Genomic DNA, 25,058 nt, shown 5'->3' with positions numbered 1-25,058 from the left:
TCTTTGATTAATCTAAATTTTGTATCTTACAACTTCGCACCAAGCGGCAGCTACAATCTAGCAATTTCATCCCTAGACGTAAATAAGGCTTGAAAAACGCACCATGAGTATCTAAGCTGCGATTTGCCATGAAATTCGTCGCATTACTTGAATAGCCTGGAGTATACTTTTCCGGCATCGCTCTGACTTCCTGCAATATTTGTATGAGTATCATACGCAGGTAGTTTTCAGATGTCCAATATATATTGATAGAAAATTGAGACTTATAAAATATCAAAAAAATGGAATTGCGACACCTGCGCTACTTTATTGCTGTAGCTGAAGAACTGCACTTCAGTAGAGCCGCCGAGCGACTGCACATCGCTCAACCGCCCTTAAGCCAGCAAATTCAGCAATTAGAGGTGCAATTGGGAGTAGAACTGTTTCACCGTAAAACCAAACGACAGGTGCAGTTAACGGAAGCAGGGGAAGTTTTTTTGCAAGAAGCTTATCAACTTTTAGCTCAACTACAAAAAGCAATTGAGCTAACTCAAAAAACGGGAAGAGGTGAAAAGGGACAATTAGGAATTGGGTTTACCAGTTTGGTAACTTACGATTTGCTTCCTGTGATTTTGCGGCGGTTTAGAGAAAAGTTTCCAGAAGTAGAGTTGGTATTGCAAGAATTAACCACAACTCAGCAAGAGCAAGCGCTACAGAATCGCCGCATTCATGTAGGTTTTGCCCATCCACCTTTAGAAGACAACACACTTAATGAAGAATGCATTCAGCAAGAAGCTTTAATTGTGGCTATGTTAAAAACTCATCCCTTAGCTGAACAAGAAAAAATTTCAGTGCGATCGCTATTAAACGAAAACTTTATCATGTTCCCTCGCCATTTGGGGCCCGGACTTTATGACCAAATCGTAAGTCTTTGTCAGCAAGGAAATTTCAGCCCAAAAGTGACTCAAGAAGCGATTCAGATGCAGACGATTATTGGATTGGTTTCAGCCGGAATGGGGATTGCGATCGCGCCGTCTTCATTGCAAAATCTTCAGAGAACTGGTGTAGTTTATCGTACTCTGGAGGAGAAAACACCATTAGTAGAAACGGCTATAGTGTGGCGGGAAGAAGATATGACACCTGTACTAAAGGAATTTCTACAAGTTGTCAGAAGTATCTACGTTTACAAGAGCATAGATGCAAAGCGGCTTGTCGCTAAACATCGCTTTTCATCAGATTTAGGAAGGGTTAACTAGCACCATAGTGATTTTATCCAAGTTATTGGGGGATGGTGCGTTACCCAAAGGGATTGTCGCAGGCATCACTATCTCCACCTTGGTGTTTTAATTCACCTAGAGTCATAAAAAACGATCCTATTTTCCAAATATTGACTGATTTGAAAAACTTGCGCCGCTTCCGTTTTGTTCATCCCGTCTAACTCTATTACCTGAATTACCTTCTGGCGTTAATCGTAACTGTAAGGTTTTGGCATGAGCTTTCCTTGTATTGAACGCTTAATTAGTATTTAATTTTACTTTGCTCATCTATTATACTGTCTGTCCTAACCACCTTGGCGCTTGCTATAACCCTCTTCTGTCACTTTCCCAGAGGACAATCGCTATAATCCTCATGAGGCAATGAATACAAGCTATACTATTACAAAAAAATTGGTCTTGTATTTGTTATTAGAAAATAATGGCACGATGCCTGCGGTGCTTGCTAGCCTACACTTGCTGTACAAAAGCTCTAGAATTCAGAAATGGCAAATGTTTTCGGAGAGTGACAGAAGAAGGATAACTCTGTGTGTTCTGTGCCTCTGTAGTTAAATAAAAGACTTTTGAACCGCATAGACGCAGAGGGCGCAGAGAGAAAAAAAGAGATTATACCAATTACATTGAAAGGGCTAGTCCTAAAACTAAAATCCTAATTTTTGCAACACTGGCTTTGTGGAAACAACGTGGCGTTCTAAACCCAATTCTTTTGGACTAACCCCAAGTGCCAAAGCAATCAACTGAGGTAAATGCAAAACTGGTAAACCTAGCTTCTGTTCAATCACCTTTTCTACCTCTGGCTGACGCGAATCTAAATTTAAGTGGCACAGAGGACAAGGCGTAACTATACAGTCAGCACCAGATGTCAAAGCGTCCTGAATATGCATACCCGCCATCTTAAAAGATTGGGTAGTAGCATAACTAGCAAGCGGCCAACCACAACATTGTGTCCGCCCTCGATAATAAATTGGTGTTGCACCTACAGCCCGAAACATATTTTCCATCGCTTCCGGTTGGAAGGGGTCGTCATCAGGCATAGATTTTTGGGCGCGGAGGAGATAACAGCCATAAAAAGCCGCACATTTTAATCCAGTTAACTTCCGGGTGACACGTTTGCTAATTTCCTCTAAACCATAATCTGTTATTAAGGCGTAAAGAAGATGTTTAACGTCGGTACTACCGCGATAAGGCGAACAGCCTTCTTTATTTAGCAAGCCATTAACCTGTTCAACGTAAACAGGGTTAGAAGTCTGACATTCTTTCAGGTGTTCATTTACATGACCGATAACACCTTGACAAGTACTGCAATGGGTAAGTAAGGGTAGATTTAGTTCTTCTGCTAAGGCAATATTTCTGGCGTTGACTGTATCTTCTAGCAGTTGGGAATCTTCTTTAAATGTGCCAGAGCCACAGCAAGCAGCTTTTTTAAGTTCAACTAGTTCAATGCCGAGTGCTTGGGTAAGCGCTTGAGTTGACTGGTAAAGTTCCCGACAGGCCCCTTGGGCAACACAACCAGGGAAATAAGCGTATTTAAGTGTCTGAGGTAGCATAGAAGTATATTTGGATTAGAGCGATCGCTCTAAACAATAACTGTTTTATCATTCCTTGTTAGCATCATTCTAATGTTTGACGTTTAGCTACCTTTTAAGCGTCTAGGTTAAAGGGTCGCAGCATCTACATATTTTTAGTTGCTAGCAAGGCTGTAAATACCGATTGAGACATTGTAAAAAATTTTAGCAATAATTGGAAAACCAAAGCATTTACACGGGATCGACGATGGCGTAGCACGCTCCACTGCTCAAGTGTTCCGAGAAAACTTACTCGATTTCTTTTAGGAAAGGGAGAGGTTTTCTAGCAGAAAAACCCTTGGAAGTAATGCGGGCGATCGCGCTTGACGATAAGATGTATATGCTCAAAACAATGTTTCCCATAAAGAGCAGAACCTAGCAACTGGTTAAGGACTTTTATTATTTATGAGCCAAACGGAACTTTTTGAAAAGGTCAAGAAAATCGTCACCGAACAATTGAGTGTTGACGACCCTGCCAAAATCACACCCCAGTCCAAGTTTATGGACGATCTAGGAGCAGATTCCTTAGATACCGTTGAATTGGTAATGGCTTTGGAAGAAGAATTTGATATCGAAATTCCTGATGAAGCTGCCGAGCAGATCGTATCGGTTCAAGATGCAGTAGATTACATCAATAACAAAGTTACCGCCTCAGCTTAACTGAGGATTGGAATTGAGGATTGGCATTGGAGAGATTTTTCTCTAAATATTTAGCCACTCTTCGCCTGACGCTGCTAATGTCACCAATGCTGACGTTAAGGACAATCACTTGAAGTCAGCAAATCCGATGCCAGTCGCTCGTAAAGGAAACCTTTAAGATCGTGCTGGCTCACTAGTACCTGGTCGCTAACCTCAAATTTTTTGCCTACTGCTTCTTGAAAAGTGACGCTCCTGCGTCGAAGAGAGCTGCGCTAACAGATCGCTAAAAGCCGGCGCCCCTACGCCAGCTGCTTCTCCCTTGGCGCTAGCCTCTCCCTTTGGGAGAAGGGGAGACGCTCTTGCTAGCTTGCTTCCCCGGAGGAATACAAGTCGGGAAACCGCAAGGGCGCACTGGCTCGACTTTTCGTTTTTTCGCCATTTTTAACTGAATCATGACAGATCATACACGTAAACGCGTTGTTGTAACTGGTGTTGGCGCGATTACACCTATAGGTAACACAGCAACAGAATATTGGAATGGATTGTTGAGTGGCCGCAATGGCATTGACTACATCACATTATTTGATCCGTCTCGCCATGATTGCCGGATTGCTGGTGAGGTGAAAAACTTCGATCCGCATGATTACTTGGAGCGTAAAGAGGCCAAGCGTATGGATCGATTTTCCCAATTTGGGGTTGCGGCAGCAAAACAGGCTTTAGCTAACGCCAAGTTAGAAATAAATGACCTGAATGCAGAACAGGTAGGTGTGATGATCGGTTCTGGCGTTGGTGGGATTAAGGTATTAGAAGACCAGCAAACTATCTACCTCAACCGTGGACCCGATCGCTGTAGTCCATTCATGATTCCGATGATGATTGCCAATATGGCAGCAGGATTAACGGCAATTCACACGGGTGCTAAAGGGCCAAACTCCTGTCCTGTAACAGCCTGCGCTGCTGGCTCCAACGCAGTAGGCGATGCTTTTCGCTTAATTCAAGGGGGATATGCCCAAGCGATGATTTGCGGAGGAACAGAGGCAGCTGTCACACCATTGTCGATGGCTGGGTTTGCCGCCTGCAAAGCCCTCTCTTTTAGCAATGATGACCCGACTAGAGCTTGCCGTCCTTTTGACCGCGATCGCAACGGATTTGTTTTGGGTGAAGGTTCAGGAATTTTAATTCTAGAAGAACTGCAACACGCCATCAGTCGCGGCGCTCACATTTATGCGGAAATGATCGGTTATGGCATGACCTGTGATGCTTACCATATCACTTCCCCCGTACCTGGTGGACTCGGAGCCGCTAGAGCAATCGAACTGGCTCTCAAAGATGCTGGTATAACTCCCGAACAAATTAGCTATATTAACGCTCACGGCACTAGTACCCCAGCTAATGATTCAACTGAAACCTCAGCAATCAAAAAAGCCTTGGGAGAATATGCTTATAAGGTGGCAATTAGCTCCACCAAATCGATGACAGGTCATTTATTGGGCGGTTCTGGAGGTATTGAAGCAGTGGCAACAGTACTGGCGATCGCTAATGACCAAATCCCACCGACAATCAATCTGGAAAATCCCGATCCTGAGTGTGACTTAGATTACGTGCCTAACTCTAGCCGCGCTCAAAAAGTCGAGGTGGCAATATCCAATTCCTTTGGATTTGGCGGTCATAATGTCACACTGGCCTTTAAGAAATACGTCTAAAAATTTCCCATTTTATTGCTGGTCAGCTCTCCTGAGATGACTGTGCCAAAAGTATGATAGATATCATTCCGCTATAACTTAAGCGTTCAGCATGACCCAATTATCAGCTTGATTTATCACCAGAAACTCAGGAGATCCCGCTTGTCCATCGACAAGCGGGAGTGGGATGATGAGGATACTGTGGGGAATCTAAAATAACCCCAGCAAGAGAAGCTACAAAGAGTGCTAACCCGTCGTTAAAAACAAGAGATTATGACTGTTGCAACCCAATCCGCCAAAGAATTGTCCGTCGAAGAACTGGCTATTAACTCGATCCGCTTCTTGGCTGTTGATGCCGTAGAAAAGGCAAAATCGGGACACCCAGGACTGCCGATGGGCGCGGCTCCAATGGCTTTTGTCCTCTGGGATCGCTTTATGAAGTTTAATCCCAAGAATCCCAAATGGTTTAACCGCGATCGCTTTGTCTTATCTGCTGGTCATGGCTCGATGTTGCAGTATGCCCTACTGTACCTGACAGGCTACGATAGCGTCAGCATTGAAGATATCAAGCAATTCCGTCAATGGGAATCCAAAACCCCTGGACACCCCGAAAACTTCATGACCCCAGGCGTAGAAGTCACAACTGGCCCCTTGGGTCAAGGAATTGCCAATGCAGTCGGTTTGGCGATCGCCGAAGCCCACCTTGCCGCTAAATTTAACAAACCCGATGCCAAGATTGTTGACCATTACACCTACGTAATTGTAGGTGACGGTTGCAACATGGAAGGGATTTCTGGTGAAGCTGCTTCTTTTGCCGGACACTTGGGATTAGGCAAACTTATCGCTCTGTACGACGACAACCACATCTCCATCGACGGTTCTACAGATGTGGCATTCACCGAAGATGTTTCTAAGCGCTTTGAAGCTTACGGTTGGCACGTCCAACACGTTGAAGATGGTAACACCGATTTAGAAGCGATCGCCAAAGCAATTGAAGCAGCCAAAGCTGTTACCGATAAGCCTTCTTTCATCAAGGTAACAACCATTATTGGTTACGGTTCCCCTAATAAAGCAAACACCGCTGGTGTTCACGGTGCTGCCCTTGGCGGAGACGAAATCGCCTTGACTCGGAAAAATTTGGGTTGGGAATACGAGCCTTTCGTAGTCCCAGAAGAAGCCCTGAACCACACCCGCAAAGCAGTAGAACGTGGCGCAGGTTACGAAGACGAATGGAACAAGACTTTTGCAGACTACAAAGCTAAGTATGCCCAAGAAGCGGCTGACTTTGAACGCTATATAAGCAGCAAACTACCCGATGGTTGGGATAAAGTACTACCCACCTACACCCCAGAAGACAAAGGACTGCCCACCCGCAAACACTCAGAAAATTGCCTCAACAAACTGGCAGGGGTTTTACCTGAATTGATTGGTGGTTCGGCTGATTTAACCCACTCCAACCTTACCGAAGTCAAAGGCAAAGGCGACTTTCAAAAAGGGCAATACGAAAACCCCAACATCCACTTTGGTGTGCGGGAACATGGTATGGGCGCAATTTGTAATGGTATAGCGTTGCACAGTTCGGGATTAATTCCCTACGGTGCTACCTTTTTGATCTTCACAGATTATATGCGTGCTGCCATCCGTTTATCCGCCCTTTCTCAAGCTGGCTCGATTTGGGTGATGACTCACGATTCTATTGGACAAGGTGAAGATGGGCCGACACACCAACCCATTGAAACTCTAGCTTCCTTACGAGCTATTCCTAATTTATTAGTGTTTCGTCCCGCAGACGGTAACGAAACCTCTGGCGCTTATAAAATAGCGATCGAAAAATCGAAGCAAAACGCTCCATCTCTATTGGCGTTTACCCGTCAAAACGTCCCCAACTTGGCAGGTACATCAGTTGAAGGCGTGGCAAAGGGTGGATACACCGTGGTAGATAGCGAAGGTACACCTGATATCATTTTGATTGGTACTGGTTCAGAATTGAGCCTCGCCGTTGGCGCAGCCGAAAAACTTAAGGCTGAAGGCAAGAAAGTTCGTGTTGTTTCGCTACCTTCATGGGAACTGTTTGAAGCACAGGATGCGGCTTATAAAGAGTCCATTCTGCCAAAAGCTGTCACCAAGCGTTTGTCTGTAGAAGCTGCCGCTAGTTTCGGTTGGCACAAATACGTGGGTACTGAAGGCGATACTGTTAGTATCGATCGCTTTGGTGCTTCGGCTCCAGGTAATGTTTGTCTAGAGAAGTTTGGCTTTAGCGTTGATAATGTATTAGCTAAGGCTAAACAATTGTTAGGTTAATAGCAACAGAATATTCTCAAAATTTTGTAGAGGTGGGCATCTTGTCCGCCTTTTATTTTATGCAGAGGGAGATTGTTTATAATTGAGGTAATTAGTTAAATCCTGAGAAGAAGTTATGCAAGAAGTTTCTAGCTATCATCAAGAACTTACTAACCGGATATCGCCAATTGTAGACAAGTTATTTAAAAGTAATAGTTTATATCAAGTAAAGTTAAACCAACGTGAGATAATCCAAATGTTAGTTGAACTATTTGGGCAATTCTCACCAGAAGAAATGAGGAAAATTGCAAATGATGATTTGACAGACAGAATTGATAGCATTTTTATTTTAGAGGCAGTTTCAGGTACGTTAAATGATTTAACACCGGAGCAAATCAAAATGTATGATGAAGCAGTAAAGCGAAAATAGACAAAGTGACTTATTTATTAGATACAAATATTATTAGTTATATTTTGAAGAGAAATATAATTGTAGAACAGAAGTTTCGGGAAGTCCGTCGTCTGAAACAAGATGTGTTTATTAGTTGCATAACTTACTATGAAGTCAAACGAGGTCTTTTAGCTATTAATGCAACTAGGCAGTTAGCTGAGTTTAATAAATTTTGTCAAATCTATAAAATTATATTAATAGATGATTTAGAGATTATTGAACTAGCGTGTGAAATTCATGTGGATTTACAACATAGGGGTTTTAAGATACAAGAACAAGATATATTGATAGCGGCTACAGCGATCGCACGCGGATTAATTCTGGTTTCTAATGACTCTGACTTGCTGCGAGTTAAAGGAATAAGCTTGGATAATTGGCTATCAACAGATTCTTAGAAATAAGAGCTTTGGCAAATAGATTTTAAGCTAACTATTAATGATTATTTGCTGAACTATATGACTTATTTTGACAGTGCATACACTTTATAAGAACTTGAAAAGTTTATTACTTATCAACATAAATCATTAATAGAACTTCATATTTACGATTGCTACGATGTGGAATATTTACCTGATAGTATTGGCAATTTCATAAGTTTAGAGGAACTAGATATTTGTGATTGTTATTGGCTCAAAGAAATACCTAACACCATAGGAAATCTGAAAAATCTTAAGAATCTAAAAATACAAGGTTGTAGAAGAGCTCTTTCTATAAATAAACTTCCTGATAGTATTGGACAGCTTAAAGCTTTGACACATCTTACAATTAAAGAAACAGCAATCCAATCATTACCTGATACAATTGGTAATCTTGATAAGCTGGAATATTTAGAAATTCGCATGAATAGTCAATTACATCAATTGCCTGATGCAATCGGGAATTTTAAAAACTTAAAATATCTTTCTCTTGAATATGGTGACTTTACGTCTTTGCCAGAATGTATTGGTGAATTAAAAAGTCTTGAATTCTTAAATATTAGAGGAAATATTTTAAGAGATTTACCAGAAAGCATTGGCAATTTACAAAATCTTCGATATATAGATGCTCGTGACAATATGTTAGAGTCTTTGCCAGATAGTATTTGCGATTTGAAATTACTGGAGGATATCAACATAGAGAATAATCCCAGGTGGAATTGGAATTATATCCCAAAACATATCCTAAAACTATTGGAATAGAATCGCCGATACATTGTATAGCTCGTAGTAAGCGATTTATCGCTTATTCTATGTACTAAACTATCCACTACGTGTAAGCCGATTATTAAAATATCTTTATTATGGATAATTCCTATGACCTTTGTATTCATCTCGTTAAAAGTAAAGGTTCCTACAGGGGTAAAATTATTTACTAACTTTTTTGGTTAAACTTAAATTCTCTGTGATATATTTATGTAATCAACGATACCAGTAGTTTAATATCAGAATTTAGTATTATGTCTAGTCAAGAACAAAATTTCAATAGAACATTAAAGCAAACGCAGGCTAACCAAACAAAGAAGAAAGTACAACCTCCCCCAGACCTCAAAAAACCGAATAAAACCGAATAAAAATTATTAAAGTTACTTGTAGAGACTTAAATTAAATTAAGTCTCTACAATTCTCATCAAAAATAAATTAGCTTATTTATTTTTTGCTTGAGTCTTTGCCTGTTCTAAAGCTATTTCTTTGATTGCTTGATATGAATTAACATTTGAACTACCTTCAATAGCTTTAACTGCCAAATCCTGAACTTGTTTGAGAGCGGATTCAAGTTGTTTAGAAAGATTTTGAACTCGCGTCTCTTGATTAATAATAGTTTGTTCTAGAGATTGTAATCTTTGTTCATAGAAACGCTTTTGACCTTCCACTTCCTTAGAATATAAATCTGATTTTACTTTAGCTTGGTAGTGGGCAATGCCTTTACCTTCTTCTGTAGCTTTTTTGATGGCTGCTTCTTTTTCTTTTGGAAAAGCCTCTACCTTAGCTTTTAACTCTTCAAATTGTTTCTCTCTCTCAAAAATTACTTTCTCCCGTTCAGCCCACTGCTTTTGGGTTTCTTGTAGTGATTCTTCCAGTTGCTTATATAGCGCTTTCTGCTCTTGTTCGTATTCGTCATTTTGCAGTTGACGCTGGAGTTCTAGATTATACTTGTACTCTGTTGTATCGCGCTGCCGAGTTTTATTCAAGTTTTCATTCCGTTCTTTTATCGCCCGTTGCTGTTCCTCCTGTTCTTTTTTCCAAGTATTCCTTTGCTCTAGTATTTCTTGGAATAACACTTCAGAACGCTGGCTATATTCTTCCTGATAAGCTTTAGTATTATCTTCATAAGCTTGGATGAGAGTATCCAAGATATCATCAGAAATTTCTAAATTATGCAACTGTGTTAATTGTTGGATTTCTTCTTCTAAAGTTCGTCTAATTTCTTCCAACTTAGAGGCTTTTGTGGTTAGCTGTTCTGATAATTCATTAGCAGCACTGCCAAAACCTAACTGAATCTTCGCCAAGCTTTCAATTGTATTATTCATTCTTTGTTGGATACTAGAAAGCTGATTTATAGCTATTTTTTGTTCTAATTTAGGTTGCTCTTTATTTTCAAACTGGTTTTCTTTAGCAACTTTATCGAATTCTGATTTCAATGCTGCTTTTTCTTTTGCTAACTCCTCATACGCCTGAAGAATTTCCACTTTAGTATTCTTATCAGTCGGTTTTTTCCCCACCACAACAAACCTCCTTTTCAGGAATTCAAAATTGTTAAAATGCTACAGACTCACAACTATTTAGGGTTAGAACTACCAAAAGCCCTCATAGCTAAGTCTTGTGCTTGTTTTAATGCAGTTTGTAATTGAGCCGAAATTCCTTCTATTTGCTCAGACTGCTTCTTAATTGTTTCTTCCAGAGATTTAATTTTTTGTTCATAGCTCTGTTTGTTAGATTCCCATTCTCTTTCAAATAAATCAGCCTCAATTTTAGCTTTTTGGCTTGTCTCTTTAATTGCTTCTTCTCTGGCTTTCTTAATGGCTTCTTCGATCTCGTTAGGAAATATAGTTACTTTTTGTTCATAATCTGCAAAAAGTGGTTGGCGTTCAGCAAATATTTTTTCTCGTTCTGCCCAGTTTTTCTGTTTATTTTGAGAATTTTCCTGTATTTCTCTTTGTTGTTGACGCTTTATTTCTTTGTAGCCATCAGTATTGAGTTTACGAGTAGTTTCTAACTTATACTGAAATTCTTCTTGTTCTTGCTGGCGTTCTTTGGCTAATAAATCATTATATGCTTGGAGTTTTTCTTCATACTCTGCTTGTTCTTTTTGCGATTCTTTCCGCCTGATTGTAATTTCTTTCTCTATTGCTTCCCTTTTACTAATAGTATCTTGTTCGAGAATTTTTAATTTTTCTTGATGTTCTTGACTTAAAATGTCTAGAGTATCCGCTACAACTCTAATTTGTTGTAGTTCTTGTAGATGTTGAGTTTCAATTTCTATAGCTCGGTTCAATTCATCTAACTTAAAATTTTCCTGAGCTAGTTTTTCAGATAATCCGTTGACAATACTGCCAAACTCCAATTGTAAATCAGCTAAACCTTTGACAATACTATCAACTGTATATGCAGAAGCTGCTTGCAGAATTACTTGACTTTTTGCCTTTTCTGCTTCCTCTTGTTTAGTTGCTATTTTAGATTCAAGTTTTTTTCTTTGAATAATAATTTGTTGAAATGCTTGCATTAGTTGTTGTTTGCTGTCTTTGACTCCAACTGTAGTCATCTTCCAACTCCCTTCAATAGGCAAATTTTATTGGGTAGCAAGCCATACCAATGACTACCCTATGCAGACATCAGAGTAACCTTTGAATCAACATTTTTAACGCGGTGGAAATACTGAAATGCTCAACATCTGACACTTAGTGGTTACGAATTTTCCACATATATATCTTTCTGTTTTTCAGGTATGTTACCCTTTGAGGTTTTAATAGTACATTTATACTAAAATAAATATACCTAAACTAATCTCCTCTGTCAAGATAATCCTTCATGCAATAATGTCTTTGGATCTTGAATTGAAAATTTAAAGTCTTTAATAAAAAAACTATATTAGAAGCTTGCAGGCACAGTGATTTATGATTTAAGAAACTGCTGTGGTGTATGTTACTTTTTGTAAATAAAATCTAAAAGAATTAACTTTAGCAAAAGTGTGGTTGCAATAAGGCGAGATAATAGATTTAATCATCCTAATTGATACAAGCACAGTCCTAGACTTTTGTGATATCAATGTATACCAGTGAATCGACCAAATACTCTGCCAGAACGGATATTGGACAAACCAGCCGGATTCTAGTAGTAGAAGATGAAGAATTAATCCAGGAAATGCTAGCTGTAGCTCTGGAAGAAGAAGGTTACGGGGTGATAACAGCTCGCGATGGGCGGTCTGCTATAGAGTATCTTAAAAGTTTTGAAACCAATTCAGGGGAACTACCCTTCGATCTGGTCATTCTTGATTTGATGCTGCCGCAAATCAATGGGCTAGATATTTGCCGTTTGCTGCGTCATCAAGGCAACCCAGTACCGATTCTAATGCTCAGTGCTAAGGGTAGTGAAACTGACCGGGTTTTGGGGCTAGAGGTGGGTGCAGATGACTACCTGACCAAACCCTTTAGTATGCGCGAGTTAGTTGCTCGTTGTCGCGCTTTACTCCGCCGCCAACGCCTAAGTAATTTACCGCAAATACCTATATTAAAATTTAAGGATGTCTCCTTGAATCCTCAAGAATGTCGCGTGCTGGTTCGCGGTCAAGAAGTCAATCTTTCCCCTAAAGAGTTCCGTTTGCTGGAACTGTTTATGAGTTATGCCCGTCGGGTATGGTCACGGGAACAATTGCTCGACCAGGTTTGGGGGCCGGATTTCGTCGGCGATAGTAAAACCGTAGACGTTCACATTCGGTGGTTGCGCGAAAAATTAGAGCAAGACCCCAGTCATCCCGAATATATTGTGACTGTACGAGGTTTTGGCTATAGGTTTGGATAATTAGTTGGGATAGTTGTTAGTTTTTAGTAGTCACCAAGAAACTAACAACTCAAATGCTTTTATTGGGATTTTTTCTAGGTTTAGCGGTAGGCATTGGGTTTTGGGTTTGGCAACAGGTTCAACTTAGCCGCTACCTGGGGCGCTTACTTCGACCGTTAACTTCGCATTCTTATAAGATGGTACTGCTGCTGATTCCTGGGTTGCGGCAGGAAATAGCAATGGTAAAACAGCAACGGCAAGATTTGCAGCAGTCGTTGCAAACTTATCAAGACCTGCTAGATTTTGCACCTGTGGGATATTTGCAGGTGGATGAGGAAAATCAACTGCTGTGGTGTAATCGACAGGCACAGGAAATTTTGTATCTGCAAAGATGGCAACCAGAACAAGTACGCCTGTTATTAGAGTTGGTACGGTCTTATGAACTCGACCATTTAATTGAGCAAACTCGTGATTTGCAAAAACCACAAACGGGAGAATGGATATTTCATCCATCTTGTGATGATGCAGCAGAGATGGCAACAATTAAATCTTTGGCTTTACGGGCTTCTAGCTTGCCTTTACCTAATGGACAAGTGGGAGTCTTTTTAGAAAATCGTCAACCCCTATTAGACATAAATCAAGTACGCGATCGCTCTTTTTCCGATTTAGCACACGAACTCAGAACGCCGCTAACTTCGATTCGTTTAGTTGTAGAAACTTTACAAAACCGCTTAGAACCGCCTTTAAATCGTTGGGTTAACCGCCTCATGCAAGAAGTCGATCGGCTGATTAACTTGGTGCAAAGCTGGTTAGAACTTACCCAAATGGAAGCCAACCCAAATATGCAATTGCAAGCTAAAGCTGTAGAATTGCGATCGCTGATTGCATCTGTTTGGGAAACACTAGAACCTTTAGTACAGCGTCATCATCTGTCTTTTTCTTATTCTGGGCCAGAAAATCTTTGGATTAAGGCAGACAAAGCCAGGATTTACCAGGTTTTTCTCAACTTGCTAGACAATAGCATTAAGTACAGTCCTCCTGGTACAAGCATTTACCTTGAAGCAAAAATTTTATCAGCAAAAGATAATGATGCTGCTTCCTCAATCTTAGAAATAAGTCTTATTGATTCTGGAGTCGGCTTTTCTGAGGCAGATTTACCCCACGTTTTTGAGCGATTTTATCGAGGAGATAAAGCGCGAACTCATTCCCCTCAAGATAGTAACTCCATAGGAGCGATCGTTGGTAATGGATTAGGATTAGCGATCGTTGAACAAATTTTGATTGCCCACGGAGGTTCAATTAAAGCGATGAACCATCCAGAAACTGGCGGTGCATGGATGCAACTCCAATTTCCGCAAGTTATGGCAAACTCCCTAAGCCAAGACTATAGTTAGTAATATCTTCACCTTTAAGACAACAAGTGTGAAAGCTGTCAATTATACTCCCAATCCGCAAAGACCACAACTCGCACGCGCCATTAGGCGCTTAGAGCGGGATGTATTACGCATGGGTGCTTTAGTAGAACAATCATTTCGTCTCAGCCACCAAGCGTTATTTGCTCGTAACTTAACAGCAGCTGAGGAACTCCCCCGATTAGATAAAAAGATTGATCGATTTTATAGACAAATTGAATCAGACTGTACAGCGATTATGACGCTACAAGCGCCTACAGCTCCAGATTTGCGCTGCTTGAGTGCCTTTATGCAGTTGGTGCGAGACTTAGAGCGCATTGGCGATTATGCTGAGGATTTAGCTGAGATTGCGATTAAAATTTTTCCCTACGCGCCTCATACGTCAATGCCCGACATTGAAGCTATGTCCCTTCACGCACAGGCGATGTTAGCAACTAGCTTAAAGGCTTTAGGAGATTTCGATGAAGCTGGTGGACGCCGTTTAAAGCATCTGGATGATACTGTAGACGATGCCTACGATCGCGTTTATCAAACTTTAGCCCAACAACGGGATGTGCCTGGCGTAGTCGAGCCGATTGTGCTGCTGGCACTGGCAATTCGTTGTCTGGAACGCATGGCAGATCATGCTACGAATATCGGTCAAAGGGTAGCATATATTGTCACCGGTCAACGGTCCTAATTGACATCCGCCCAGATCCCCGACTTCTACCCTCCACGTGTCTGCAAGAAGTCGGAGATCTAAATCCAGCGATTTCGTAAGCGCCATTCTACCCGACTATTTTCATAGATTATTTGCGCTTATATCCGTTACTTAGTCTTCAGAAAATACCAAGTAATTAAAAATAATTTAACTAAATATTTTACTAAAAGCTTACCTGTTCTTAAACTTACACAATTAAAGTAGCAGATAAATAACTAAAAATTTTGGCTCTATCTCACTGATAGATACCTTAAGCAAAAGTTGTTGTCATTAGAAGATTTTGAGTTAGTCCCTAGCTCTGCTCGAGAAGAATAGACTTTCAGACATCCAGGTAAATTTAGATACAGATTATTAGAGTTTATTAATCATTATAAATAGCGGGATTCCCTGATAATTATGTAGTTACAGTTAATGATGTATTCCCCTTCTACTTCAAACTCTTCTGCCTTATCAAATAGTTCTGCTTTCAGCAGACAATTACCCCAGCAGATATTTACCCGTCGGGAAGTAATTCCACCTTACAATGACGTGCTTTGGCGGATTGAATACGGTGCAGTTCGTACCTTAACGTGGAGTGAAAATGGAACATTCATCACTCTCGGTTATTGGGGACTAGGGGATCTGATTGGCTATCCTTTATCTAGAGTCAAGCCCTACCAGATTGAATGTCTCACATGCGTAGAAGTAAGCATTGTGCCACCTCATTTGTGGCATCAGGATATTAATGCTTTGTTGTCTCATATTCAACAAGCAGAGGATCTACTAAGCATTGTGCATCGAAAACCAATTTCGCTACGCTTATGGCAGTTTTTAGTCTGGTTAAGTGAAAAATTTGGACGTGACATAGATAAGGGCAAGTTAATTGATTTAAATGTTACCCATCAAGATATTGCTGAAGTGTTAAATACTACGCGAGTAACAGTTACCCGACTTCTACAGCAGTTAGAGGAAGAAGGAACAGTCCTACGTCACAAACGCCGCATTATTTTGCGCTTACCAAATAAATTAATTAAAAGTTATTGCTTGTAATAATCACAGGATAAAGGTATAATCGGTTCTGTGATTGTGTGTGAAATCCACAAAATAGAAGTGCTTAAAGCATTTTCTCATCGCTGGATTATTGTAGGTGTGAGTGAAATTAAAAACATGACAAAACGATTCTGGAATCTTTTTAAGGTTAGTCCGTTTGTATTAGCTGCTACATTTTTAGTTGCTAATAGTGCCTTAGCTGCTGAAGTCAACGAACAGACAACAAATGTTAGCCAGTTATCTGAAACTCAAGAGTCTAACGAAATGAGTCAGGTAACATCAGTTTCTCAGTTTTCGGATGTGCAGCCTACAGATTGGGCGTTCCAAGCTTTACAATCTTTAGTTGAGCGCTATGGCTGTATTGCAGGTTATCCTAACAGTACTTATCGTGGTAACCGTGCTTTAACCCGTTATGAATTTGCCGCAGGTTTGAATGCCTGTTTAGACCGGGTTAACGAACTGATTGCTACAGCTACTGCCGATTTGGTCAGCAAACAAGATTTAGCTACTTTACAGCGCTTACAAGAAGAATATTCTGCTGAACTAGCAACTCTGCGTGGTAAAGTTGATGGATTAGAAGCCCGCACTGCTGAGTTGGAAGCTAATCAGTTTTCCACTACCACCAAGTTGGTTGGAGAAGCAATTTTCGCTGTCTCTGATGTTTTCGGTGACACTAGAGCAGTTCCTGGTGGTGCTCCTACTCAAGACTTGAATTCTAACACCACTTTTAGCGATCGCGTTCGTTTGAACTTGTTGAGCAATTTCACTGGTACAGACCAGTTGCAAATCCGCTTAAGTGCTAACAATACCATTTCTAATGTTGGTAGTGCTGCAACCGCTACTGGTACTGGCACTAACATGAGCCGCTTGGCTTTTGATGGAGATAACGGCAACTCGGTTGTAATTGATAAAATCAACTACGCTTTCAACTTTTCTGACGCGGTGCGTGTCAAAGTTGACGCTGCTGGTGGTGAATTATGGGAAAACGTAAACCCCTTTAACCCTGATTTTGCCAGCTCTGCTAGAGGTGCGCTCTCTCGCTATGGACGTTTTAGCCCCATTTACCGTCAAGGTCAAAATTCTGCTGCTTTAACTGTTACTTTAAATCCTAACAAAGCTATAAGTTTGACTGGTGCTTATTTAGCACCTTCAAGTGGTACTGGTAATATCTTTGGTGCTAATAATCCCGGTCTTAATAATGGGCTGTTCGATGGTGATAACACCATCTTCGGTCAATTAACTTTCAAACCCAGCAAAGCCTTCAATATTGGTCTCACTTACGCCCGTAGTTACTTTGCTGGCAATGCAGCTAACAGTCTCTTCCAAGGTACAGGCAGCACTTTTGCCAATAACCCCTTTGGGGCTGGTACTCGCACTGAATCCAATAATTACGGTATAGAAGCTACCTTCCAACTTGGCTCTACCTTGGCTATTAGTGGTTGGGGGGGTTATACAACTGCTGATGCTCTTACTGGTGCTAATGCTGGTGCAGACGCAGATGTTTGGTACTGGGCTGGATCGCTTGCTTTGAAAGACTTTGGTGGTGAAGGCAACGTTTTAGGTGTGATCTTTGGTCAACCACCCAGAGTTACTGGTGGTAGTATCAAAAACGTCGCTGGCAATACTACCTTCGACGACAGTACTTCTTATCACTTAGAGGGTCTTTACAAGTACAAGGTTTCCGATAATATTCAGGTAACACCTGGCTTGTTGGTAATTTTCAATCCAGAGCATAATGACGCTAACAATACTGAATACGTCGGTACTCTACGTACTACCTTCACCTTCTAAAATTGGCAAAACTCAGAATTAGATAAACAAAACCCCACCTTAAAGTGGGGTTTTGTTTAGGAAGAAAATTAGCTATGTAGGATTGTAATCTGGCTGATTGGATATATCTTTTGGCGGGCGATCGCTACTCCAAGCCCACCATACAGAACCACAGTGACAGTAGTAGAATTCTTGCCATTTGCGACGACGGTCTTCTGTAAGTACAGGCGATCGCCGATTTAGCCAAACTTTTTCAGCTTCTAGGCTACTTGAGTGGCAGTTAGGACAGCAAAAATTGTATGCATGTATTGCCTTATTTGTCCATTCAGGCGGGAGGGTAGCAAAAGCGTCCATGTAGTTACAAATATAGTCTTAATGGCAAGCCAAAACTTTGAGGTTTTGAATTTGGCGGCAAATGAATACTATAAAATTCCGCCACACTATCAAACTGCTTTATCAATATTTTTATGGCTCAATCTGAATTTATTCAAGACTGCCAAAGCATCTCATAAATCAAAGGTTAACATGAAAACTTTATTTTTTACACACCTAGTTACTATGCACATTATGGCTAATAATTAAATTTATGGAGCCAAATGTTGAAATTCGCCGTTTGTTAGATGTCATGCCTGCTTCGGGTCGGATGACGACAAAAATCGTTAGTAAGCCAGAGCAAGCAAAAGTGATTGATGCTTCCTTTCCCCAACCCTGGAACCAAGCGCGACCGATATACATTAATTTTGATTTGTGGCGTCGCCTACCAAAGCCGCAACGAGACTTGCTGCTGTTGCAAATGGTTAGCTGGTTGATGGGGGTGAAGTGGTTTAAACCCGACATTTATCAAGGCGTGGTGTTAGTTGGGCTGTTAGGCGGATTTTTTGAAGCAGCACAGTCAGATGTAGTCGGCATTGCTGTAGCTGGGGGATTAAGTGCGATCGCTGCTTGGAGGATCTGGCGCACTAATAAATCTCAAGAGTCAGAGTTAAATGCCGATGCAGCCGCAATTAAGATAGCACAACGGCGCGGTTATTCAGAAGCTGAAGCAGCACAGCACTTATTATCTGCAATTGAAGCAGTAACCAAAATTGAAGGGCGTTCCAGTTTCAATTTTACTGAGCTGATTCGTTGCCAAAACTTACGAGCGATCGCAGGTTTATCACCAGTAGGTATGCCAGAAAGTTATGATAAATAGAATAAATGTTTCTGCTGCCCATTTGTCGCAACATTTAAAGTGAAAGGTGTTTATATGAGTTTTTGAGAGCGAGCGATTAAAAACCTCTAAATTTCAGATGAAGTTCTAGTATTGTCTAAGTGTAATTTCTCGCTTCTTATGACTCTAGTAATCTTTCTGTAATAACTGTAGTTTTGTGCATTTAGACCAAAACTTCTAGTATTTAGGCAAGAAAATGCAATTTATGAGGCTCAAACTGGCTGCAATCTATGAGGCTATTCTACACTGGAATGAGAGATGTGTGTTTAACTTACTTAGATATCAAAAACTGGGGAGTTTTATTATACCTTCTCGGTGTTGCTGATGAGGTGATTACCTCGTGTGGTAAAACTTAACTTAAATTCTGTCAGTTACTAACGGAGTTGATAGGAATGGGTACCTTAATTTTTATTGGCTTGATAGTGGTTTACGGAGGCGGGGCTTGGAAGTTTTGGAATGGGTTTGGACGGACTAATTTTAATCCAACTTTCACCAATCGGATTGGTTTATCTTTGCTATGGCCAGCTTTGTTTATTACAAATCAATCTTATCGTCGAAACTTTAGAAAGGCATTGAAGGGCTAGGGATTACTATTAAACCTAACGTCATCCGAGTTGACGGTGGCATATATCTCAAATAAATATAAGCCAACAACCTCCTTTCCCTATTAGGGAAAGGAGGTTACTGCTTTTAGCAAGGAGATGAATTTGGGAGGGATAAGTGCGTCAACTGGTGATAAAGTATTTCAGTTGATGAATTTAGGAATTATTTGTGATTGGTTAATAGATGAATTGCTCCACCTACAGCAGCACCATCAACAGCATTGCCAAGGGTATCTCTTCTATCACCAGTAATTACACCAGTCAATGCACTAGCCCCTGCACCGACTCCGACATCTTGAACAGCGTTCCGGTGATGACGATTACGAGTGTTTCTTAGACCATTTGCACCATTGACGGCTGCGCCAGTGACACCACCCCTAACAGCATTTTTTAATACATTATGACGTCCCCTAACAGCTCCTGTTACAACGTTGGTAACAGCCCCAATACCTGCATCTCTTAGTACTTGGTCATCAGCAGCAGCAGGTTTTGCGGGAACTAAGGTGACACCAGCTAAACTGGCAGCCATCAGGCTAGGTAGAAGTGTGCGCTTTAGGATATTATTCATTGTCTTACCTTATCAAAACATCAAACAATTGGCTAAAAACCAAAGTTACTGGAATCGCATAAAATATGATTTTTTTATTTTAACAACAGCAACTATCTATTGTTTGAGAACATATATATATAATCGCATTTATAAAGGCATAACTGCATCTACTGAAAGCATGAATATAAATTCAGTCCATAGAGGGCCTTACTGATTTATTAAACTATATAAGTAATTACACCTTGACAAAATGAATTCAATATGGCGTAGAGATTTTTCCTTACTAGCAAGGGATTTATAATGAGAAATAACGTAGTGTTTACCCTATCTATCTAAAGATAATTGCTAAAATAATTAAACTAACTCATCGGGGTTAATATTTAATTCTCTCAGTTTAGTAGCCAAGCATTGTGACCGCTCCCATCCTGTTTGTAGCAAATTACCCTGATTATCCCACCAGCGCAACCAGGGTAATTCTAAATTTTGATAGCGGTTTTCCCAATAAAATGTCAAGCAAAGCTAGAAAAACCGAGATTCGGTGGAATATCCTGAATCCGCCCAGGCCCGATCGCTCTTAGTGCTTCTTTGAGTAAAATATCTCCAGTATACAAAGCACGTCCGACAATCACACCAGTCACGCCTTGAGGTTCTAAGGCTAACAAACTCAACAAGTCGGTGAGAGAACTTACCCCGCCAGAAGCAATTATCGGGATGGAAATTGCTGCTGCAAGTTCTCGCAAAGCTTCTAAATTTGGGCCTGTAAGTGTCCCATCTCGGTGGATGTCTGTGTAAATTATGGCAGATGCACCCAATTCTTGCATTTGTACAGCCAGTTGAGTTGCTAAAACTTCCGAGGTTTCTAACCAGCCGCGAGTTGCAACGAGGCCATTACGGGCATCAATACCGATAATAATCTGTTCGGGAAATTCTTGGCAAAGTTCTTGCACTAACTGGGGTTGTTCTACGGCGATAGTGCCGAGAATCGCCCACTGTATGCCTAGATTGAATACTTGTTGGACACTGGTGCGATCGCGCAATCCTCCACCAATTTCAATGGGTACTGACACTGCTTGAGCGATCGCTTCAATTGCCCCCAGATTTACTACTTTACCTGCTTTAGCACCGTCTAAATCAACTATATGCAATCTAGTAGCACCTTCATCTACCCACTGTTTGGCAACATCAGCAGGATTTTCGCTAAAAACTTGCGAGCGATCGTAGTCTCCCTGATACAGTCGCACACACTGACCTTCTAGTAAATCAATCGCTGGAATTACATCCATCTAACTCTTCCTCTTTGCAATTAAAACGCTATTTATCGCTGAATTAACTATTTTCATTTTTCATTTTTAATTGCCTTACAGCTTGCCCAAAACCCAGCACAAGCAAGATGTTAGAAAGCGTCAAAAATAGTTCTGCACCACCGTGTAACCAATCTACATTGGCTAAAGACTTACCATAATGCAATACAGCATAAATCCCCGCCGGGATGGTAATGGCAACAAAAACGAGAGTGCCGTAAAATCCATACAGCGCCAAACGCGGCATTTGTGGACTGCGGCTGATAAACCACAAGAAACCCAAATAGGGAAACAGTGAAAGTGCAAACAGGGTTTCTTTAGAAATCATTGCTTTGATTCAATAGGTTTTGGTTCAACAGTGTTAACAGATTTGGTAGAACGCCAAATCAAATATGCGGCTACCCAAAGCGTAAAATTACCAACTAAAGTCATGGTAGCTTGAAGCGTTACCAGCCATTCCAGTGATTCGGCGTTCTCGAAATAATGCCAGGTACAGGCACACATCGCGCTGACTAAAGCTGGTAACATGGCAAGGGATAATCCCCACCAGCTGCGGTTATTAGTGAGTTCGCCGTAAGTCCAGATTAACCAAATGGCGACAATCCACTCAATAACGCTAGAAACATGAATAATCCAGGTGGGAATCGAAAGGGCGTGCATAAGAAAGTTAGGAGTTGGAGTTGGGAGAGACGCGATTAATCGCGTCTGTACAAGAGTTGGGAGAGATGCGATTAATCGCGTCTGTACAATTTGTGCTTTTTATCTTCCTGTGTTGCGAATGAAAATAGAAATTGTGAATGAGTCTACTATCTGTATCAATGACAGATATTCTGTATAAAAAAAGTTGTTAATCTCAAATCCAAAATGGTCAAGATGCGGGCGTTATTGTCTGGGTATTACGGTAAAGGTAATGGTGGTGACGAAGCTTTGTTGGCAACGCTTTTGCAAATGTTACCATCTCAGGTAACGCCTGTGGTGCTTTCTGGTAATCCAAAGGAAACGCGCGATCGCTACAATGTAGAAACTTACGATCGCATGGCTCCCTTAGCTGTACTACAAGCTTTACGCTCTTGTGATGCCTTGATTTGGGGCGGCGGGAGTCTTATTCAAGATGTTACCAGCACTATCAGCCCATTTTATTATGGGGGACTGATGGCATTAGCGCAGAAAATGAATTTGAAAACTGTTGCTTGGGCGCAGGGTATTGGCCCGTTGGTGCGTCCGCAAACTCGTTGGTTGGCAAAGCAAACCTTTAGTAATTGTACCAAAATTAGTGTCCGCGATCGCGCCAGTGCGGCTTTATTATCTGATTGGCAAATTCCTTGTATTATAGCTCCTGACCCAGTTTGGGCATTGGAATCAAAACCAGTATCTGGGCTTTGGGATTTACCTGCGCCGAGAGTTGCGGTAACGTTGCGATCGCATCCCCAACTTACAGAAATACGTTTAGCAAACTTAACTCGCGCGTTGGTTGACTTTCAAAAAGCTACGCAGACTTTTATTCTACTACTGCCGTTTCAAAAAAGTGAAGATTTAAGTATTGCCGAAGCCATTCAACCACACCTTAAAGATGTCAGCCAGATTTTATGTCTGGAAGATCCGCAACTTTTAAAAGGTGTGTTTCGCGGTGTCGAGATGGCAATTGGGATGCGCCTGCACAGTTTAATTATGGCTGCATCTGTTGGTTGTCGCTGCTTTGCTCTCAGTTATGACCCAAAAGTAAATCGTCTCATGGAAGACTTAGAAATGCCAGGATGGGATTTAGTTAGTTTACCAGATGACCCCAATTTGATTAGTCTCACCTGGATGGAGCATTACGCTAATGGCGATCCGTTATCACCTGAGCAAATACAATCTTTAGTAGATAGGGCATTAATCCACCGCGAGTTATTGAGCGACGCTTTATGTAATAAGTAAGATTAAGCAATCTTTACCAAATAAAATGCAAAAATTATAGAACTTACGTACATTATGTGTATCAACGTAAATATCTATTTTCAGCCTTTTATTAATGATTATTTTGGCAGAAAAGGAGTAATTGTCAAAATTTTGTAAGGTAATTATGAAAATACTTAAGTATTTATTATCACAATTGTTTTTGGCGATATTATTTAGGAAACGCAAAAACAATTATTGAGATAATTTTAATGATTAGCTTTGGCTTTTGGAACCTGATCATACTAATTTTAGTTGCTTGGGTTCTTAAGAATAATTGGCGATTAGATGATGAACAATTAGCTTGGAAAAATTCTTTATTCTTAAAATCTTCTGTGATTCAACAGTTGATAAAATTTTTTCGTAAACCAATTGTTAACTTTATTGTCCAAGCAAGTGTTGTATTAGTCGTTACAAGATTTCTCTGTTATACAGGTTGGCTAATTTATTTTCTAAATCAACCACATCCACCCTTTTGGGATTTTCAGTGGTATTATGTAGCCAGCAAATTGGCTCATCAGCATTTGAGTCCCTTTAATGTCGAGATTTTTAATCAAACTTTCTGTACCATAACTAAGGTGTGTGGATCTCTGCCACCGTTTGTCTATCCACCTAATATTATTCCTCTTACCTGGTTTCTCGGTGATTTTTCGCTTAATAATGCATTTAAAATCTCGATTGTAATGCATATATTAGCAATCGGTTTGGCCTTATGGGGAGCAAATATCCTCCTGGAGTCGAAGTCGCGAGCTTTAAAAACTATTTGCACAATCTCAGTTGCCTTGATTTATGGTTTAGTTCGCGATTTTCAAGTTGGTAATATTGCTATTTTTATTACAGTTTTAATCTTATGGATGTTTATCTGGGCTAGAAAAAATCGAGATATTCCAGCAGGAATTTGCTTGGGACTTGCCCTTTGTAAACCAACATTAGCTGTATTATTCATTTTGTATTTTCTACTTAAAAAACGGTTTTTTCTAGTTTTTGTATCTCTTCTCACAGTTACTTTTCTCGCACTTTTAGGTCTAGGTCTGACGGGTAATTCTTTAACACAATTTTTGTCAGATTCCACTCAAGGATTTTCACTCTGGCTAAAAGATCCATCAGTTAACCCTTATATTTCAATCAGTCGCCTCGATTTAATGGTTGTGGGTCCAAGATTATTCCCTAATAACCCATTCTTTGCCCAGCTTTTGTCAAATATAATTGTTTTGATACTCGTTAGTGGTGTCGGTCGGTATTTGTATCTACAACAATCTTTTACAGCTTGGTCAAAAAAAATATATTTAGCAGAAATAGTATTAATTTCTTGCTTGAGTATTAGCATCAACTATTCACAGGACACTAGTTCTGTGATGTTAATACCTGCTGTTGTATTTTTGCTAAATGATTTGCTATATCAGATTAGACATTGTAAATTCTCTAAGAAAAGAATGTCTGTTTGGTTAGCAGGAGTTTGCTGTGTTGCAATGCAAACAGCAGTTATTCATGGTTGGCTCATCCACTCTTTAGCAAAGCACTGGAAGGTGAAAGCAGGAGAATTACCATATTTTATGAAAGTAACTATTTTTGCCCTACCGAGTTATGCTGTTTTAGGAGTCACTGTCAGTATTTTAGTTTTAGCAATTAGTTCCCTTCGTCAAAAACAGATTCTCAAATTTGAATCATTTAATCGGGTGTCAATATAATTCGTAGTTCGTAGTTGC

Annotated in this window: 25 protein-coding genes and 1 pseudogene; 16 read left to right on the top strand and 10 right to left on the bottom strand. The window is 40.5% G+C overall.

The features are described 5' to 3' along the window. Positions 1–281: 281 nt before the first annotated feature. Positions 282–1,235 (top strand): LysR family transcriptional regulator, encoded by a 954-nt coding sequence (locus V7K79_RS28870; protein WP_335052837.1) that lies wholly within the window; start codon positions 282–284, stop codon positions 1,233–1,235. 131 nt (positions 1,236–1,366) lie between these two features. Here V7K79_RS28870 and V7K79_RS28865 read toward each other — a convergent pair. Continuing rightward, positions 1,367–1,471, bottom strand: a pseudogene (locus V7K79_RS28865) (IS630 family transposase); the annotation flags it as partial. 423 nt (positions 1,472–1,894) lie between these two features. Further along, positions 1,895–2,800: a CoB--CoM heterodisulfide reductase iron-sulfur subunit B family protein gene (locus V7K79_RS28860; protein WP_335052834.1), complete on the bottom strand. Its 906-nt coding sequence runs from the start codon at positions 2,798–2,800 to the stop codon at positions 1,895–1,897. 423 nt (positions 2,801–3,223) lie between these two features. Here V7K79_RS28860 and acpP point away from each other — a divergent pair, with 423 nt between their 5' ends. The 6 genes from acpP to V7K79_RS28830 all read left to right on the top strand — a co-directional run bounded on the left by acpP (position 3,224) and on the right by V7K79_RS28830 (position 9,048). Then, on the top strand, positions 3,224–3,478 hold the full coding sequence (acpP, locus tag V7K79_RS28855) for an acyl carrier protein (protein ID WP_335052832.1): 255 nt from the start codon (positions 3,224–3,226) through the stop codon (positions 3,476–3,478). A gap of 431 nt (positions 3,479–3,909) precedes the next feature. After that, entirely contained in the window at positions 3,910–5,160 is a 1,251-nt protein-coding gene (gene fabF, locus V7K79_RS28850) for a beta-ketoacyl-ACP synthase II (RefSeq protein ID WP_335052830.1), read from the top strand. Between the two features lie 252 nt (positions 5,161–5,412). Then, a complete protein-coding gene (gene tkt, locus V7K79_RS28845) occupies positions 5,413–7,440 on the top strand; it encodes a transketolase (RefSeq protein ID WP_335052828.1) in 2,028 nt (675 codons plus the stop codon). A 115-nt stretch (positions 7,441–7,555) separates the two neighbouring features. Continuing rightward, complete coding sequence (locus tag V7K79_RS28840) at positions 7,556–7,849, top strand: hypothetical protein (RefSeq protein ID WP_334922436.1); 294 nt, start codon at positions 7,556–7,558, stop codon at positions 7,847–7,849. Between the two features lie 5 nt (positions 7,850–7,854). Then, positions 7,855–8,265: a PIN domain-containing protein gene (locus V7K79_RS28835; protein WP_335052827.1), complete on the top strand. Its 411-nt coding sequence runs from the start codon at positions 7,855–7,857 to the stop codon at positions 8,263–8,265. Positions 8,266–8,427: 162 nt separating this feature from the next. After that, a complete protein-coding gene (locus V7K79_RS28830; RefSeq protein WP_335052826.1) occupies positions 8,428–9,048 on the top strand; it encodes a leucine-rich repeat domain-containing protein in 621 nt (206 codons plus the stop codon). 443 nt (positions 9,049–9,491) lie between these two features. Here V7K79_RS28830 and V7K79_RS28825 read toward each other — a convergent pair whose 3' ends face one another. Together V7K79_RS28825 and V7K79_RS28820 are read right to left on the bottom strand one after the other, a co-directional pair. After that, positions 9,492–10,571: a hypothetical protein gene (locus V7K79_RS28825; protein ID WP_335052824.1), complete on the bottom strand. Its 1,080-nt coding sequence runs from the start codon at positions 10,569–10,571 to the stop codon at positions 9,492–9,494. A 53-nt stretch (positions 10,572–10,624) separates the two neighbouring features. After that, positions 10,625–11,608: a hypothetical protein gene (locus tag V7K79_RS28820; protein WP_335052822.1), complete on the bottom strand. Its 984-nt coding sequence runs from the start codon at positions 11,606–11,608 to the stop codon at positions 10,625–10,627. Between the two features lie 503 nt (positions 11,609–12,111). Here V7K79_RS28820 and V7K79_RS28815 point away from each other — a divergent pair. From V7K79_RS28815 to V7K79_RS28795, 5 genes are all read left to right on the top strand, one after another. Continuing rightward, positions 12,112–12,864, top strand: a complete 753-nt coding sequence (locus V7K79_RS28815; RefSeq protein ID WP_335052820.1) for a response regulator transcription factor — start codon at positions 12,112–12,114, stop codon at positions 12,862–12,864. Between the two features lie 53 nt (positions 12,865–12,917). Beyond that, positions 12,918–14,237 (top strand): sensor histidine kinase, encoded by a 1,320-nt coding sequence (locus V7K79_RS28810; RefSeq protein ID WP_335052818.1) that lies wholly within the window; start codon positions 12,918–12,920, stop codon positions 14,235–14,237. Between the two features lie 28 nt (positions 14,238–14,265). Continuing rightward, entirely contained in the window at positions 14,266–14,934 is a 669-nt protein-coding gene (gene phoU / locus V7K79_RS28805; RefSeq protein WP_335052816.1) for a phosphate signaling complex protein PhoU, read from the top strand. Between the two features lie 435 nt (positions 14,935–15,369). Further along, positions 15,370–15,984: a Crp/Fnr family transcriptional regulator gene (locus V7K79_RS28800; RefSeq protein ID WP_442938983.1), complete on the top strand. Its 615-nt coding sequence runs from the start codon at positions 15,370–15,372 to the stop codon at positions 15,982–15,984. 117 nt (positions 15,985–16,101) lie between these two features. Beyond that, a complete protein-coding gene (locus V7K79_RS28795; protein WP_335052881.1) occupies positions 16,102–17,775 on the top strand; it encodes an iron uptake porin in 1,674 nt (557 codons plus the stop codon). 72 nt (positions 17,776–17,847) lie between these two features. Here V7K79_RS28795 and V7K79_RS28790 read toward each other — a convergent pair whose 3' ends face one another. Continuing rightward, the gene (locus V7K79_RS28790) at positions 17,848–18,108 is read right to left on the bottom strand and encodes a hypothetical protein (protein ID WP_104906465.1); all 261 of its coding nucleotides are present in this window, start codon (positions 18,106–18,108) and stop codon (positions 17,848–17,850) included. Positions 18,109–18,340: 232 nt separating this feature from the next. Between V7K79_RS28790 and V7K79_RS28785 the strand changes: the two genes are divergently transcribed. Continuing rightward, positions 18,341–18,946, top strand: coding sequence for a DUF3318 domain-containing protein (locus tag V7K79_RS28785; RefSeq protein ID WP_335052812.1), 606 nt, complete (start codon positions 18,341–18,343; stop codon positions 18,944–18,946). Positions 18,947–19,356: 410 nt separating this feature from the next. After that, on the top strand, positions 19,357–19,548 hold the full coding sequence (locus V7K79_RS28780; RefSeq protein ID WP_292872983.1) for a hypothetical protein: 192 nt from the start codon (positions 19,357–19,359) through the stop codon (positions 19,546–19,548). Positions 19,549–19,729: 181 nt separating this feature from the next. Here the strand turns inward: V7K79_RS28780 and V7K79_RS28775 are convergent, their stop codons facing one another. The 5 genes from V7K79_RS28775 to V7K79_RS28755 all read right to left on the bottom strand — a co-directional run bounded on the left by V7K79_RS28775 (position 19,730) and on the right by V7K79_RS28755 (position 22,077). Next, positions 19,730–20,134: a hypothetical protein gene (locus V7K79_RS28775; protein WP_335052810.1), complete on the bottom strand. Its 405-nt coding sequence runs from the start codon at positions 20,132–20,134 to the stop codon at positions 19,730–19,732. 336 nt (positions 20,135–20,470) lie between these two features. Beyond that, entirely contained in the window at positions 20,471–20,629 is a 159-nt protein-coding gene (locus V7K79_RS28770; RefSeq protein ID WP_442938981.1) for a hypothetical protein, read from the bottom strand. After that, on the bottom strand, positions 20,626–21,399 hold the full coding sequence (gene hisA / locus V7K79_RS28765; protein WP_335052808.1) for a 1-(5-phosphoribosyl)-5-[(5-phosphoribosylamino)methylideneamino]imidazole-4-carboxamide isomerase: 774 nt from the start codon (positions 21,397–21,399) through the stop codon (positions 20,626–20,628). Before hisA ends, V7K79_RS28770 begins: the two co-directional genes overlap by 4 nt. Positions 21,400–21,442: 43 nt before the next feature. Then, positions 21,443–21,745 carry a DUF3593 domain-containing protein gene (locus V7K79_RS28760; protein WP_335052806.1) on the bottom strand — a complete coding sequence of 101 codons (303 nt, stop codon included), beginning with the start codon at positions 21,743–21,745 and terminating at the stop codon, positions 21,443–21,445. Continuing rightward, complete coding sequence (locus V7K79_RS28755; RefSeq protein ID WP_335052804.1) at positions 21,742–22,077, bottom strand: DUF2499 domain-containing protein; 336 nt, start codon at positions 22,075–22,077, stop codon at positions 21,742–21,744. Before V7K79_RS28755 ends, V7K79_RS28760 begins: the two co-directional genes overlap by 4 nt. Before the next feature lie 213 nt (positions 22,078–22,290). Here V7K79_RS28755 and csaB point away from each other — a divergent pair, with 213 nt between their 5' ends. Beyond that, positions 22,291–23,334: a polysaccharide pyruvyl transferase CsaB gene (gene csaB, locus V7K79_RS28750; protein WP_335052879.1), complete on the top strand. Its 1,044-nt coding sequence runs from the start codon at positions 22,291–22,293 to the stop codon at positions 23,332–23,334. Positions 23,335–23,564: 230 nt separating this feature from the next. After that, complete coding sequence (locus V7K79_RS28745) at positions 23,565–25,040, top strand: glycosyltransferase family 87 protein (RefSeq protein WP_335052802.1); 1,476 nt, start codon at positions 23,565–23,567, stop codon at positions 25,038–25,040. The last annotated feature ends 18 nt before the right edge of the window (positions 25,041–25,058 follow it).

This window comes from Nostoc sp. (genome assembly GCF_036917575.1).
In the GTDB taxonomy this organism is placed as follows: domain Bacteria; phylum Cyanobacteriota; class Cyanobacteriia; order Cyanobacteriales; family Nostocaceae; genus Nostoc.
The sequence above is the reverse complement of the archived record's forward strand: the minus strand, read 5'-3'. Positions and strand labels throughout refer to the sequence as shown.

What these genes read in the sequence shown, in the direction of transcription:
- V7K79_RS28870 (WP_335052837.1), top strand. Translation starts at nt 282, where the DNA reads ATGGAATTGCGACACCTGCGCTACTTTATTGCTGTAGCTGAAGAACTG.
- V7K79_RS28860 (WP_335052834.1), bottom strand. Translation starts at nt 2,800, where the DNA reads ATGCTACCTCAGACACTTAAATACGCTTATTTCCCTGGTTGTGTTGCC.
- acpP (WP_335052832.1), top strand. Translation starts at nt 3,224, where the DNA reads ATGAGCCAAACGGAACTTTTTGAAAAGGTCAAGAAAATCGTCACCGAA.
- fabF (WP_335052830.1), top strand. Translation starts at nt 3,910, where the DNA reads ATGACAGATCATACACGTAAACGCGTTGTTGTAACTGGTGTTGGCGCG.
- tkt (WP_335052828.1), top strand. Translation starts at nt 5,413, where the DNA reads ATGACTGTTGCAACCCAATCCGCCAAAGAATTGTCCGTCGAAGAACTG.
- V7K79_RS28840 (WP_334922436.1), top strand. Translation starts at nt 7,556, where the DNA reads ATGCAAGAAGTTTCTAGCTATCATCAAGAACTTACTAACCGGATATCG.
- V7K79_RS28820 (WP_335052822.1), bottom strand. Translation starts at nt 11,608, where the DNA reads ATGACTACAGTTGGAGTCAAAGACAGCAAACAACAACTAATGCAAGCA.
- V7K79_RS28815 (WP_335052820.1), top strand. Translation starts at nt 12,112, where the DNA reads ATGTATACCAGTGAATCGACCAAATACTCTGCCAGAACGGATATTGGA.
- V7K79_RS28810 (WP_335052818.1), top strand. Translation starts at nt 12,918, where the DNA reads ATGCTTTTATTGGGATTTTTTCTAGGTTTAGCGGTAGGCATTGGGTTT.
- V7K79_RS28800 (WP_442938983.1), top strand. Translation starts at nt 15,370, where the DNA reads ATGTATTCCCCTTCTACTTCAAACTCTTCTGCCTTATCAAATAGTTCT.
- V7K79_RS28795 (WP_335052881.1), top strand. Translation starts at nt 16,102, where the DNA reads ATGACAAAACGATTCTGGAATCTTTTTAAGGTTAGTCCGTTTGTATTA.
- V7K79_RS28790 (WP_104906465.1), bottom strand. Translation starts at nt 18,108, where the DNA reads ATGGACGCTTTTGCTACCCTCCCGCCTGAATGGACAAATAAGGCAATA.
- V7K79_RS28785 (WP_335052812.1), top strand. Translation starts at nt 18,341, where the DNA reads ATGGAGCCAAATGTTGAAATTCGCCGTTTGTTAGATGTCATGCCTGCT.
- V7K79_RS28780 (WP_292872983.1), top strand. Translation starts at nt 19,357, where the DNA reads ATGGGTACCTTAATTTTTATTGGCTTGATAGTGGTTTACGGAGGCGGG.
- V7K79_RS28775 (WP_335052810.1), bottom strand. Translation starts at nt 20,134, where the DNA reads ATGAATAATATCCTAAAGCGCACACTTCTACCTAGCCTGATGGCTGCC.
- hisA (WP_335052808.1), bottom strand. Translation starts at nt 21,399, where the DNA reads ATGGATGTAATTCCAGCGATTGATTTACTAGAAGGTCAGTGTGTGCGA.
- V7K79_RS28760 (WP_335052806.1), bottom strand. Translation starts at nt 21,745, where the DNA reads ATGATTTCTAAAGAAACCCTGTTTGCACTTTCACTGTTTCCCTATTTG.
- V7K79_RS28755 (WP_335052804.1), bottom strand. Translation starts at nt 22,077, where the DNA reads ATGCACGCCCTTTCGATTCCCACCTGGATTATTCATGTTTCTAGCGTT.
- csaB (WP_335052879.1), top strand. Translation starts at nt 22,291, where the DNA reads ATGCGGGCGTTATTGTCTGGGTATTACGGTAAAGGTAATGGTGGTGAC.
- V7K79_RS28745 (WP_335052802.1), top strand. Translation starts at nt 23,565, where the DNA reads ATGATTAGCTTTGGCTTTTGGAACCTGATCATACTAATTTTAGTTGCT.